Here is an 11,862-nt window from a genome sequence, read left to right on the forward strand (position 1 = left end):
GACAATGGCGTGCGAGCGGACAAAGGCGGTAGTTGAGACTCGACAGTTTCTCTTGCAACTCAAAAGTGATCCCGCTTTACCTGAGATGATACGCACGCAGGCTAAGGCGCTGCTAAGGCATTACCCAGAGCCTGGCCAGATTACCCAGCTCGCATTGCTGGAAAAAGCAGTGACAGGGTTGGAGGGTGCTGACCTACCGCCACTAATCTCACTGTGGTCACCGGTTTTCGAGTAGGTGCTACGCAGTTCTCTGTGGCCTTCTTTAGGCTGGTCCTAACGATCCATGCAGGGGAAAACGCATCTGATTGCCTGCGTGGTGGTAAAAAAGTGGTACGGATTTTCTTGCTTCGTCCTGTAGGTCTCTAGAAATCAGGCGATTCAAGAAAAGCGATCCGATCCATCATGGGGGCGACGCTGAATGTGCGATTTATCGCAGGCCACGTACTGATTGGGTTCGAGCTATCTTTTATCGAATTTTGCATTATTGCTTTCGGTTATCTTGCCGGCTTTTCGGTGGGGGATTTCGTTGCGTATCGAATTTTCTGTGGAAAATTTAAATAAGGTTGTACCAGAGGTTGCCGTCACCAATTTGCCACGATTAAGTCGTGCAAGAAAAAGAGACGGGTAGCCCAGCTAGGTTACAGGACGAGGTCCGAGTTTATCAGGCGCGCCATGGCCACGAGCGAAAGAAGGCGGCAGCGGCTTTGCTGCAAGCGGCAGAGACTGAGCTGAACGAGCTGGTGTGGTCGAGCGGGTGAGAGCTCGACGATGGCTCTAGCTGAAAATCACCGGGCAATTCTCGGACGCCGCGGCACCGACTATCGATGCCTCGGCCAGGGCGCGATGCCACAGGGATTTTCCGCAATACTATTTTTCGACGAAAGCACGTTCGATGACGTAATCGCCCGGTTCACCCTGCTGCGCCGATGCCTCGAAACCCATTGAATCAAGCATGGCGGTCAGCTCGTCCAGCATTGCCGGACTGCCGCAGAGCATCACCCGGTCGCTGTCCCTGTTCAGGGGCGGCAGGCCGATGTCGGCGGCGAGCTTGCCGGTCTCCACCAGGGTGGTGATGCGGCCCTGATTGCGGAAAGGCTCGCGGGTGACGGTGGGGTAATAGATCAGCTTCTCGCGCACGTCATCGCCGAGGAATTCGTGCTGCGGCAATTCGAGAGTCAGGTAGTCGTAGTAGGCCAGTTCGCTGACGTGACGCACGCAATGCACCAGCACGATTTTGTCGAAACGTTCATAGGCATCCGGGTCACGGACGATGCTCATGAACGGAGCCAGGCCGGTGCCGGTGCCGAATAGGTAGAGGTGCTTGCCGGCCCGCAGGTCGTGCATGACCAGGGTGCCGACCGGCTTGCGACTGACCAGGATCGGATCGCCAGCCTTCAGATGCTGCAGGCGCGAGGTGAGTGGGCCGTCCGGCACCTTGATGCTGAGAAATTCCAGATGCTCGTCGTGATTGGCGCTGACGATGCTGTAGGCGCGCATCAGCGGTTTGCCCTCGACACCGAGGCCGATCATCACGAAGTGGCCATTCTCGAAGCGCAGGCCAGGATCACGGGTGGTGGTGAAGCTGAACAGGGTGTCGTTCCAGTGACGGACGCTGAGAACGCTTTCGGTACCGATTGCAGCCATGGCAAATCCTCCAACAGTCAAAAGGGAAACGAGGCAGGAAAAATCTTCAGGGCGAGGCCAGCGCCAGCATCCCCATCGTGCCCAGCAGCAGGCCGATGCTGAGCGCTACCAGCAGCAGCATCGGCCGCCAGCCCTGGGCGAACAGTTCGCCCAGGGTGGTGCGCATGCCGAGCGCGGCCATGGTGACCAACAGGCAGGCATTGGATGCGACAATGAGCCCCTCGCGCAGCCCGGCCGGCAGCCAGCCGAGGCTGTTCAGCCCGAACAGGGCGAGAAAGCCGAGCAGGAACAATGGAAGCTCGGCATTGCCGGAGTCGTCGCGGCGCAGCAGCCAGCCGAGCAGCAATACCAGCGGTGCCAGCAGTGCGACGCGCAACAGTTTGGTCAGGGTTGCGATATCGCCGGCGCTGTCGGAAACCAGGTAACCAGCCCCGGCAGCCTGGGCCACGTCATGGATGCTGGCGCCGAGCAGCAGCCCGCTCTCCACGTCGTCGTATTGCAGCGCGCCGAGCAGCGGCGGGTAGACCAGCATCGACAGGGTGCCCAGGGCGGTGACGCCGACCACCACGCCGAGCAGTCGTCGCTCTTCCAGCCGGCCGGCCGGAATCACCGCGGCCACTGCTATCGCCGCCGACACGCCGCAGATCGCTACCGCCACGCCGGCGACCAGGCTGTGCAGCCGCGGTAGGCCCAGCCAGTGGCCCAGCAGCAAGGCCGTGCCGATCACCAGCGGCACGCTGGTCAGCACGATCAGCAATGGCAGGCTGCCAACGCTGAGCAGTTGCTCGACGCCGATCCGCGCGCCCAGCAGTGCCACGCCGATACGCAGCACATGGCGGCTGCAGAAGCTGACGCCGACTTGCATGCGTGGGTCGGCGGCCTGGTTGGCGAAGCCGAATCCCAGCAACAGGACCAGCATCAGTGCCGGTGCCGCGTAATGCTCGGCCAGAAAACTGCCGGCCAGCGCCAGCACTCCGCACAGGGCTGTGCCGGGATAGAGCCGGCGCAGCGTGGCGAAAGGCGGCGCGAGCAACTGATGGGCGCGGCTGGTCATTGCAGCCGCTCGCCCAGTTCCCGCAGGTAGGCCCAGGGATAAAGCCCGCGGTAGTGGCCGTCGCTGAAATGGAACTGCACGCCGCTGATGCCGGACACCTCCAGCCGATCAACACCGACGTCGGCGTCGATCAGAGTCAGTGCGCCGCGCTGCTGCGCCTGGGCGCACATCGAGCAGGCGCAGGATTTGCGCAGCGCGAGGCAGCTCAGTTGGCTACGCACGCCGTCGGACCAGAGCACTTCGAGCATCTTCTGCGCCTTGCGCAGGCGAATTTCCGTGGGCGGGGCGATCAGGGTCTGGGTGGTCATGGGCAACTCCTCAACCAATCTGGCAAAAGGCCCCGAACAGGCGCGGCGGATAGCCGTCCAGCACCATCAGGGCAGGGGTTTCCGGTGTCCTGACGAAGCGGCTCTGATCCTCGACCGGCCGTGCACTGCCGGTCAGGGCCGCGCTGCCAATCACCAGCGCCAGCAAAACGCGGCGGGACCAACTCGTCATGACAAGTTCGGGCATGGCTCAGCGCTCCAGAAACTGCAGCTTGTCGCCCCGATCGACCCAGGTATCGGCTTCGGCCAATGGGCTGTTGGTCTGGGTGATCACCGGCCAGACCTCGGCCAGCTCGGCGTTGAGTTCGATGAAATGGCTCTGCTCGGCGGGCAATGCGTTGTCGGCGAAGATCGCGTCGGCCGGGCATTCTGGTGCGCAGAGGCTGCAATCGATGCAGGTCTCGGGGTTGATCACCAAGAAGTTCGGCCCCTCGTGAAAGCAGTCCGCCGGGCAGACCTCCACGCAGTCGGTGTATTTGCAGCGGATGCAGTTTTCAGTAACGACATAAGTCATGTCTCTGGCTCCTCTGGTGCGCCCGGCCCCTCACCCCAGCACTCTCCAGAGGTGCGAGGGGGCGGAAGCTGCGCGGATCCCGGCGGCGTAGGCGGCCCTTCGTTAGGTCGGCACCGCCGCGTCTAGTCTGGAAATCGCTCAACACGTCAAACCTGTAGGGCGGGCTTAAAACCGCCGAGCGTGCTCGGCGGAACAGCAATGGCGAATCGCACCCGCCTTGTCAGGGGCTGCACGGTCACGCTGCCGCATCGAGCCTGGACATGGCCCAGCGGGCCAGCTTGCGGACATCCGGGTCCGGGTCGTCCATGGCGGCTTCGACGAAGGGGCGAGCGTCGTTGTGGCCGATGGAACCGAGCGCACCGATGGCGGCCTTGCGCAGGTTGCTCATCGGGTCGCGGGCACAGACGCCCAGCGCCGGAATGGCCGCGATGGAACCGAGCTTGCCGAGTGAGTCCACGGCCTTTTCGCGGACCTGCCAGAAGCTGTCATGGGTGGCCTCGACCAGCGGCTGCAGGGCGGCCTGGTAGTTGAGCTTGCCGATACTCACCGTCGCCTCGACGCGCACCTGCCAGTGCTCGTCGCGTAGTAGGCCAACGAGTGTCGGACCGACCTGCTCGGGCGTCGCGTAGACCAGCGCACCGGTAGCCGCGCGGCGTACCTCGGCATCACTGTCGTGCTGGGCGCGCTCCATCAACGCGGGCAGGTTTTCGGTCTGTTTGAGCCAGCCGATCACCGCTACCGCCTCGCGGCGCACACCGGGATCTTCGGTCTGCATGCGCTGCAGCGCCGGGGCTTGGGCCGCCGGGTTACGCAGTGGTTTGAGCGCGCGCAGGATGCCCGCCACGACGAATGGGTCGTCCGTGCCTTCCAGCGCTTCCAGCAGCGGAAGGGCGGCGGCCGGGTCCTTCAAGTCTGCCAGCGCGTGAGCGGCGGAGTTGCGTACCACCTCGTTACTGTCCTGCAGGGCGGCGATCAGCGCGTCGGCGATATCCACGGCATCGAACTCGTCGACCACCTTGGCGGCCTCCTGGCGCACCGCGGGGTCAGGGTCGTTAAGCGCGAGGATCAGTAACTCGGCCGCTTCCGGCTCGCCGCAATCGACCAGCTCGAGTACGGCAACGCGGCGAATGCCGGGATCTTCGGACGCCAGGTTTATGGCAATTTCCTGCAGCATGGGATCGTCATAAGTCTTCATCAGCGGCTCCTCAGCGCAGCAGGTAGGGAATGTTCACCTTGACCGCATCGGTCGGGCAGTCGGTTTCGCAGGGCATGCAGTACCAGCATTCGTCGTACTTCATGTGTGCCTTGCCGGTGTCCGGGTTGATCCACAGGACGTCCAGCGGGCAGACGTCAATGCAGACGCGGCAACCCTTCTCGGCAATGCATTTGTCTTCGTCCACGATGACCGGGACGGCAGAGCGGTGGTTGGCTACGGGCATGATTTATCTCCTCGGTTCCAGTCGAGCGGGCACGGCGGTCGCTCTTGTAGGGGCGAATTCATTCGCCCTCGTATGTCGGGTTCGGTGGGCGAATAAATTCGCCCCTACGAGGTGAAACGGCCGCCCAAAGGTCAGGCATTGGCCGCTTTCTTCACCCGCAACTTGCTGTAGGCATCCTTCTCTTCACCGAGCGGGACGACGTAGTCGGCGACCGGGCGCTTGCCATGGGCCATCTGGCCGTTGGCGTCCTTGAACAGGCGGCTGTGGTAGAACCACTCGGCGTTGTCCTGCTCGGGGAAATCGACCCGGTAGTGGTACAGGCCCCAGCGCGATTCGGTGCGGTACAGCGACGCGCGCGCGGCCATCTCGGCACAGTCGATGATCGACTGCACTTCCAGCGCACGGAGCAGTTCGTGAGGGTCGGCGGCACTGAGCATGTGCAGGTCGTTGCGCACGGCCATGATTCGCTCCAGGCCGATTTCCATCTTCTTGGTCACCTTCGGCGGCTGCAGGTAGTCATTCACCAGGCGGCGCACCTTGTATTCCATCTGCTCCGGCGGGATGCCGTCCTTGACCATGAGGGGTGCCTGGATGCGCGCCAGCTCGGCGGCGATGAAGGCCTCGTCGAGCACTGGTTCGCTGCGCTCCTTGACGAACGCCGCAGCGCTTTCCCCGCAGATCTGCCCGTAGACGAAGGCGCCGAGCATGTAGTTGTGCGCGACCGAGGCCATGTCGCCGGCGCCGTAGAGGCCGGGCACGGTGGTCGCGCCGGTCTCGTCGGTCCAGACGCCGGAGGCCGAATGCCCGGAGCAGAAGCCGATCTCGGAGATATGCATTTCCACCATGCGCTGGCGGTAGTCGACCTGGCGACCCTCATGGAAGCGCCCGCGAGTCGGTCGCTCGTTGGTGTGCAGGACTGTTTCGATTTCCTGGATGGTTTCCTCGGCTAGGTGATCGAGCTTGAGGAACACAGGTCCTGTGCCGGATTCCAGCTCCTTGAAGAACTCCAGCATCATCTGGCCCGACCAGTAGTCGCACTCGATGAAGCGTTCGCCATAGGCATTGGCGGTGAAGCCGCCGAGCGGGCCGGTGACATAGGCGCAGGCCGGGCCGTTGTAGTCCTTGAGCAGCGGGTTGACCTGAAAGCACTCCAGGTTCACCAGGTCGGCGCCGACGTGGTAGGCCATGGCATGCCCGTCGCCGCAGTTGGCCGGGTTCTCGTAGGTGCCGAACAGGTAGCCGGAGTTCGGCAGGCCGATGCGTCCGGCGGCGCCAGTGGCCATGATCACCGCCTTGGCGCGGATGATGATCGGCTCGGCAGTGCGGGTGTTCACCCCGATCATGCCGGCGATCTTGCCGTCCGGGTCCTTGAGCAGGCGGGTGGCCTGGAAGCGGTTCTCGATTTCCACCCGCACGCGGCGCAGGCGGCGGTAGAGAATCTTCTTGACGTTATGCCCTTCCGGCATCGGCAGGACATAGGTGCCCAGGTGGTGCACCTTCTTCATGTCGTAGTCGCCGGTTTCATCTTTCTGGAAATGCACGCCCCAGGAGTCGAGCTTCTCGATCATCGGGAAGGAGCGCTGGGCATAGGCCATCAGTGCCGGCTGGTGAACGATGCCGTCGTTGGCGATGGTGATTTCCTTGACGTACTGCTCGGGCGTGGCGTGGCCTGGGACCACCGCATTGTTGAGGCCGTCCATGCCCATGGAAATGGCACCGGAGCGTTTGACGTTGGCCTTCTCCAGAAGGATGACCTTGAGGTTCGGGTCCTGCTCTTTGACGGTGACGGCGGCCATGGGGCCGGCCGTGCCGCCGCCGATGACCAGCACGTCGGTGTCGATGACTGGGATGCCGTTGATAGTGGTCATGTCGCCTCCTATTTCCGATCCACTCGGAACTGATATTTGAATGCGTCGCCGCGGTAGCAGAGGTATTCGAAGTCGATGGGCCGGCCGGCGCGGTCATGGGTCAGCCGCTCGACGCGCAGGATGGGTTCGCCCGGCTTGAGCGCCAGGTAATGCTGGTGTTCCTCGTCTGCCAGGGTGGCGTCGAGGCTGATGTCGGCCCGCCCCAGGGCAATCCCGAAGGCGTTTTCCAGCATCGGGAAGATGTCGCCGGACAGGTCCATGCCGAACATCCGTCGGCCGATGTCGAGGGGGAAGTAGCTGTTCTCGACACAGACCGCCTCACGGTTGAGGTAGCGCACGCGCTTGACCTCGACCACCTCCTCGCCAGCGAGCAGATGCAGCGCGGCGATGGCCGCCTTGGGTGGCCTGCGCTCCTGGATCGACAGCAACCGTGCAGTCGCCTCGTAGCCTTGCGCGGCCATGGCTTCGCCGAAGCCTTGCAGGCGCTGGACGTTCTGCACCGCCTTGGGCTTGCTGACGTAGGTGCCCTTGCCCTGGGCGCTGAACACCAGTCCCTCGTTATGCAGGTCACGTAATGCCTGGCGGATGGTGATGCGGCTGACGCCGAAGGCGTTCATCAGCTCGTTTTCCGAAGGCAGACGCTCGTGGACCAGGTAGCTGCCTTCGAGAATCTTGTGCCGCAGGTCGTCGCGGATCTGCACGTAAAGCGGCAATGGAGAGTCGCCCGGGACAAGATGCTGGGTTCCTTTCATTGCTTGGCCTCCAGCCTGTCATGACAGGTCATGTCGAGCGCAGGCGAATAACGGAATGGGTTGCGCATGTTCAGCCTCCGTTCTGCTGCTGAAAGGCGCGCAGGGTTTCCTGGCGGATCAGGTCCAGGCACTGGCGCTTGTAGTCCATGAATACCGCGCTGGTGAGCAGGCTCTGCTCGCGCGGCCTGGGCAGGGTGACCTTGATGTCTGCGATGATCCGGCCGGGGCTGGCGCTCATCACCACGATGCGGTCCGAGAGAAACACCGCCTCGTCGATGTCGTGGGTGACGAACACCACGGTGTTGCGGAACTCGCGCCAGATTTCCAGCAGGTTCTCCTGCATCATGATTCGCGTCTGCGCATCCAGTGCGCCGAAGGGCTCATCCATCAGCAGCACGCTGGGGTAGTTAGCCAGCGCACGGGCAATGCCAACACGTTGCTGCATGCCGCCCGACAGCGTGCCTGGGTAGGCGTCCTCGAACGCGGCCAGGCCGACCAGCGAGAGAAAGGTGCGGGCTACGCTGCAGGCCTCGTTGCGTGATGCGCCGGCCATCAGCGGGCCGAAGGCGACGTTGTCGCGCACGGTTTTCCAGGGAAACAGCGAATGCTGCTGGAACACCATGCCGCGGTCCGGGCTGGGCGCATCGACGCCCTTGCCGTCGATGGTCAGCTCACCACGAGTCGGACTGACGAAGCCGGCCATGGCGTTGAGCAGGGTAGACTTGCCGCACCCCGAAGGGCCGAGCAGACAGACGAACTCACCGGGGCGGATATCCAGTTGGGCGTCCTGTACTGCGGCACGCGTGCTGCCCTGATGGTCGAACTCGATATGCAGGTTGCGCACGCTGATATGGCCGCGTCCCTCGCCCTTGGCGTTGGCCTTCGCCCGTAGCCGGCTATGATCGAGCACGGCGAGGCGGTTGTCCTGAACAGCAGTGTTCATGGCCGACCTCCCTTGGCTTGCCAGTGCAGCAGCGGTGCGCAGGCCTTGCGCACGAGCAGCGTGCAGAGGGTGCCGAGCCCACCGATGGTGAGCATGCCGATGATGATTTCCGGGTACTTGACCAGGGTGTAGCTGGTCCAGGTGAAGTAGCCGATGCCGTACTGGCCGCTGATGATTTCGCCGGCCAGCAGCGAGAACCAGGCCACGCCCATGCCGATCGCAAGCCCCGCAACGATGCTCGGCAGCGCGCCGGGTATCACTACATGCCAGAGAATGGCCGACTTACTGGCGCCCAGGCTGCGGGCGACGCGGACTAGCACATCAGGCGTTTGTTCGACGCCGTGCACCGTATTGAGCACGATTGGAAAGAAGGCTCCGAGGAAGGTGATGAACACGATGCTCGACTGCTCGGTGGGTAGCATCAGGATCGCCAGGGGAATCCAGGCCACAGCCGGAATTGGCCGGAACAGCTCGATGTAAGGCAGGATGATGTCTTCGGCCCAGCGCGAGCGGCCCATCATCACGCCGGTCAGCACGCCCAGCACCACGGCATAGGCGTAGGCGATGGCGATCCGCTCCATGCTGTGGACGATGTGCAGGTAGAATTCCGAACTGGAGAGCTGCGTGAGCAGCGCGTCACCGACCATGAGAGGCGTCGGCACGTTCTCGAAGTTGATGAAGAAGTTGAAGCCGCTACTGGCGGCGAAATGCCAGATCACCAGCGCCATCAGCAACGCGGCGACACGCACCAAGTAGCGACCGGTCATGGCAGGCAGACGCTGCCGGGTCCGCTTCGTTGCGGACGAATCAGGTGCTGCTGACGGGCTCGGTGCGACGGCGACTTCCAGTGTGGGTGTCGTCGTTACGGCAGGTGCTGACGTGGCTGGATCGAACACGGGGTTCGGCTTGACACTCATGGCTACGCTCCTCGGCTCAGGTTTTGATGTGCGCTCTGCGGCGCATGTGAGCGGATCAGGGCAACATCGCGACCGGCTGCGGGGCGGTCAGCGGTACGCCGCCGCTCTCGGCGACATGCCGCTCGGAGTCACTCTTCTTCATGAACGCAAGGACCTCGCCGCTCGGGTCCTTGACCAGGTAGGCAGCTTTGCCGAACAGCTTCAGCCCGGTGAGGTTGTCGTAGACGTAGGTGGCGTAGATGGCGGCGCCGTCGGCCTTGGCCTTCGCTTCGGCGGCTAGCATGTCCGCGGTGCTGTCGTAGGCGACCACTCCCTTGTCGGCGAACCAGATCTCCGCAGGCTTGCGGCCGGGAGCGTGCGGAGCCGGGCTGACCACGTTCTGCACCATGGCGTCGTAGTCCAGGTCCGACGCTGCGTAAGCGCGCTTTAGGTAGGAGTCGTCGATCCAGGCGGCGAAATCCAGGTCGGGAATATCCATTTCCTTTTGCAGCAACCCATGGTCGTACTTCATCGCCTCGACCCACTGCGGCTTGATGCTCGCTTCCATGGTCGAAATGCCGCCGTCACTGAAGTAGAGGTAGAGGACTTCTTTATCGACGCCAGTCCACTCGGCCACCTGGGTGGCGGCGCGCATCGGGTCTTCGCTGATCCACTTCTGCGCGGCCAGCGTCGCCTTGAGCACGCCTTCGACGACCTCGGGATATTTCTCGGCGAAAGCCTCGCGCACCACGATGCCGTGGAAGGTGGGGATGCCCGCTTCACTGCCGTCGTAGATCTTCCGGCCGGTGCCGCGGAACTCCATAATTTCAGACCAGGGGCAGAAATCGGCGTGGGCGTCGATCTTGCCAGCGGCGATGTTGGCCGCGCCGACGGGCGGACTCTGGTTGACCAGGGTAACCGTGTCCGATAGCCCGGCATCACGCAGCACCTTCAACGTCATGCCCCAGGCTGCACTGCCGACGGGAGTGGACAGGCTCTTGCCGGCCAGGTCTTGCAGGCTCTGCACCGAGGAGGTGGCCGGCACCACGATGCCATTGCCGGTTCCCTTGAGGTTGTAGCCGGTTACCGCGATGAAGCGCGTCTGCTGTTTGCCGGTGGCTTGAAACTTGGCGCCGTTGACGATCAGTGGGTAGTCTCCCATGACGCCGAAGTCGAGCTTGCCGGCCAGCATCTGGTTGGTGATCGGCGGGCCCGAATCGTAATCGCGAAATTCGATCTGGTAGTCCGCGTCCTCGTACTTGCCGGTCGTGGGCAAGTACTGGTCCAGCAGGCCGAGCTTTTCCAGCACGACGCCGCCGGAAACGGTGTTGGTGACCATGCTCTGATGGCCTATACCGATGCGGATCGTTTCCGCTGCCAGCGGGCCGCTGAACAGCAGAACGTATCCGAGTAACGAGGTCGCAAGCAGGCTATTCCGGTTATCCATTTGTCTTCACCTTGGCGGTTGAGCAACTTGTACTAACAGGGCATGACGCCTGGGTTTGAAGGTGCACCGGATGTGCCAGATCGCCGCGGTTTCAATTTATCTTCTTGTTTTGGTAACGGATTTGATCAGGTTGCTGATCGCTTGGTCAGCGCTTGGAAGCTACGCGTTACGCTCGTCCATGGTGCAAGCTCTCCGCGGCCGTCCCAGCAGCGCGCAGCGAGTGATGCCGCGACTAGAACAAGTGGAACAAGCGTGGAACATCGCCAGCGCTTGTCGACTTCGGGTGTGCGAGCTCGCACGCTCTTGGGGGCATTGAGCGGGGCCGGGCCGGATACTGTTTAGTCATTGATCAATGTCGAACGATGCGGCATCCATATTCTCACTGAGGCCTTGCAGGAAAATGGTGGGCGTGGGTAACTCGCTGTAGGCACCTGGGGACACTATCTGCGAGCTGCTGCTCGGCAACACGCCGTGTATGGCGAGATCCCGACCGCTGTCAGCATGTAGGCTTGGCGGTCGGGCCCCGCGACTTTTTCAGGCGAGAGCGGCGTAGGCCGGAAAGCGAGCGCGAAGCGCCGCCTTGCATAGCCGTTCTCTGCCACGTTCTGGCGGTTGATGTAGTGGCTTCCTCCTTTGTGTAGCGACCCATAATTGTCTTTAGCGAAATAAACGGTTGACGTTGATTCTCAGGCCCCTATAATGCGCACCACTTCCGGCGCAGTCCTTAAGCAAAACCTCTTGTAAATCAAAAGGTTAGCGAAAAAAAAGGGTTGCACGGATGGCGGATTCGAGTAGAATGCGCCGCGCTGACAGGGTGGTGGTTTGGTCCTGTTGGCGGCTTCGGTCGAATTGATCGAAAGCGGTTGAAAGAGGTGGTTGACAGCGGTTTTGAACGCTGTATGATTCGCCTCCCGCTGACGAGAGATGCAGATTGATCGAAGCGGCAAGCGGTTGAGTAGAAAAGAAATTTTCGAAAAAG

General features: G+C 62.5%; 14 protein-coding genes. 1 reads left to right on the plus strand and 13 read right to left on the minus strand.

The window, feature by feature from the left end; translation table 11 throughout:
- Positions 1-4: 4 nt before the first annotated feature.
- The gene (locus B597_RS47955; protein WP_305809519.1) at positions 5-235 is read left to right on the plus strand and encodes a BPSL0761 family protein; all 231 of its coding nucleotides are present in this window, start codon (positions 5-7) and stop codon (positions 233-235) included.
- 632 nt (positions 236-867) lie between these two features.
- Here B597_RS47955 and B597_RS45475 read toward each other — a convergent pair.
- The 13 genes from B597_RS45475 to B597_RS47800 all read right to left on the minus strand — a co-directional run.
- Positions 868-1,644, minus strand: coding sequence for a ferredoxin--NADP reductase (locus B597_RS45475; protein ID WP_003296173.1), 777 nt, complete (start codon positions 1,642-1,644; stop codon positions 868-870).
- Positions 1,645-1,690: 46 nt separating this feature from the next.
- Complete coding sequence (locus B597_RS45480) at positions 1,691-2,698, minus strand: YeiH family protein (RefSeq protein WP_003296172.1); 1,008 nt, start codon at positions 2,696-2,698, stop codon at positions 1,691-1,693.
- On the minus strand, positions 2,695-3,006 hold the full coding sequence (locus tag B597_RS45485) for a gamma-butyrobetaine hydroxylase-like domain-containing protein (RefSeq protein WP_003296171.1): 312 nt from the start codon (positions 3,004-3,006) through the stop codon (positions 2,695-2,697). Before B597_RS45485 ends, B597_RS45480 begins: the two co-directional genes overlap by 4 nt.
- A 10-nt stretch (positions 3,007-3,016) precedes the next feature.
- Positions 3,017-3,211, minus strand: coding sequence for a hypothetical protein (locus B597_RS45490; protein ID WP_003296170.1), 195 nt, complete (start codon positions 3,209-3,211; stop codon positions 3,017-3,019).
- Between the two features lie 3 nt (positions 3,212-3,214).
- Complete coding sequence (gene fdxA / locus B597_RS45495) at positions 3,215-3,538, minus strand: ferredoxin FdxA (RefSeq protein WP_003296168.1); 324 nt, start codon at positions 3,536-3,538, stop codon at positions 3,215-3,217.
- A 235-nt stretch (positions 3,539-3,773) separates the two neighbouring features.
- Positions 3,774-4,733, minus strand: coding sequence for a HEAT repeat domain-containing protein (locus B597_RS45500; RefSeq protein WP_003296166.1), 960 nt, complete (start codon positions 4,731-4,733; stop codon positions 3,774-3,776).
- Positions 4,734-4,743: 10 nt separating this feature from the next.
- Positions 4,744-4,977: a 4Fe-4S dicluster domain-containing protein gene (locus B597_RS45505; protein ID WP_003296164.1), complete on the minus strand. Its 234-nt coding sequence runs from the start codon at positions 4,975-4,977 to the stop codon at positions 4,744-4,746.
- A gap of 131 nt (positions 4,978-5,108) precedes the next feature.
- On the minus strand, positions 5,109-6,845 hold the full coding sequence (locus B597_RS45510) for a fumarate reductase/succinate dehydrogenase flavoprotein subunit (protein WP_003296163.1): 1,737 nt from the start codon (positions 6,843-6,845) through the stop codon (positions 5,109-5,111).
- A gap of 8 nt (positions 6,846-6,853) precedes the next feature.
- On the minus strand, positions 6,854-7,597 hold the full coding sequence (locus tag B597_RS45515) for a GntR family transcriptional regulator (protein ID WP_003296161.1): 744 nt from the start codon (positions 7,595-7,597) through the stop codon (positions 6,854-6,856).
- 70 nt (positions 7,598-7,667) lie between these two features.
- Positions 7,668-8,540, minus strand: coding sequence for an ABC transporter ATP-binding protein (locus B597_RS45520; protein ID WP_003296159.1), 873 nt, complete (start codon positions 8,538-8,540; stop codon positions 7,668-7,670).
- Positions 8,537-9,457: an ABC transporter permease gene (locus B597_RS45525; protein WP_082321598.1), complete on the minus strand. Its 921-nt coding sequence runs from the start codon at positions 9,455-9,457 to the stop codon at positions 8,537-8,539. The genes B597_RS45520 and B597_RS45525 overlap by 4 nt, the downstream gene beginning before the upstream one ends.
- Positions 9,458-9,512: 55 nt before the next feature.
- Positions 9,513-10,883 carry an ABC transporter substrate-binding protein gene (locus tag B597_RS45530; RefSeq protein WP_003296157.1) on the minus strand — a complete coding sequence of 457 codons (1,371 nt, stop codon included), beginning with the start codon at positions 10,881-10,883 and terminating at the stop codon, positions 9,513-9,515.
- Positions 10,884-11,636: 753 nt separating this feature from the next.
- The coding region (locus B597_RS47800) for a hypothetical protein (RefSeq protein WP_226925017.1) at positions 11,637-11,862 on the minus strand (226 nt) is incomplete at its 5' end.

This window comes from Stutzerimonas stutzeri KOS6, from assembly GCF_000307775.2.
In the GTDB taxonomy this organism is placed as follows: domain Bacteria; phylum Pseudomonadota; class Gammaproteobacteria; order Pseudomonadales; family Pseudomonadaceae; genus Stutzerimonas; species Stutzerimonas stutzeri_B.

Excerpts from the sequence above, each read along its gene's own strand:
- B597_RS47955 (WP_305809519.1), top strand. The coding sequence starts at position 5 with ATGGCGTGCGAGCGGACAAAGGCGGTAGTTGAGACTCGACAGTTTCTC.
- B597_RS45475 (WP_003296173.1), bottom strand. The coding sequence starts at position 1,644 with ATGGCTGCAATCGGTACCGAAAGCGTTCTCAGCGTCCGTCACTGGAAC.
- B597_RS45480 (WP_003296172.1), bottom strand. The coding sequence starts at position 2,698 with ATGACCAGCCGCGCCCATCAGTTGCTCGCGCCGCCTTTCGCCACGCTG.
- B597_RS45485 (WP_003296171.1), bottom strand. The coding sequence starts at position 3,006 with ATGACCACCCAGACCCTGATCGCCCCGCCCACGGAAATTCGCCTGCGC.
- B597_RS45490 (WP_003296170.1), bottom strand. The coding sequence starts at position 3,211 with ATGCCCGAACTTGTCATGACGAGTTGGTCCCGCCGCGTTTTGCTGGCG.
- fdxA (WP_003296168.1), bottom strand. The coding sequence starts at position 3,538 with ATGACTTATGTCGTTACTGAAAACTGCATCCGCTGCAAATACACCGAC.
- B597_RS45500 (WP_003296166.1), bottom strand. The coding sequence starts at position 4,733 with ATGAAGACTTATGACGATCCCATGCTGCAGGAAATTGCCATAAACCTG.
- B597_RS45505 (WP_003296164.1), bottom strand. The coding sequence starts at position 4,977 with ATGCCCGTAGCCAACCACCGCTCTGCCGTCCCGGTCATCGTGGACGAA.
- B597_RS45510 (WP_003296163.1), bottom strand. The coding sequence starts at position 6,845 with ATGACCACTATCAACGGCATCCCAGTCATCGACACCGACGTGCTGGTC.
- B597_RS45515 (WP_003296161.1), bottom strand. The coding sequence starts at position 7,597 with ATGAAAGGAACCCAGCATCTTGTCCCGGGCGACTCTCCATTGCCGCTT.
- B597_RS45520 (WP_003296159.1), bottom strand. The coding sequence starts at position 8,540 with ATGAACACTGCTGTTCAGGACAACCGCCTCGCCGTGCTCGATCATAGC.
- B597_RS45525 (WP_082321598.1), bottom strand. The coding sequence starts at position 9,457 with ATGAGTGTCAAGCCGAACCCCGTGTTCGATCCAGCCACGTCAGCACCT.
- B597_RS45530 (WP_003296157.1), bottom strand. The coding sequence starts at position 10,883 with ATGGATAACCGGAATAGCCTGCTTGCGACCTCGTTACTCGGATACGTT.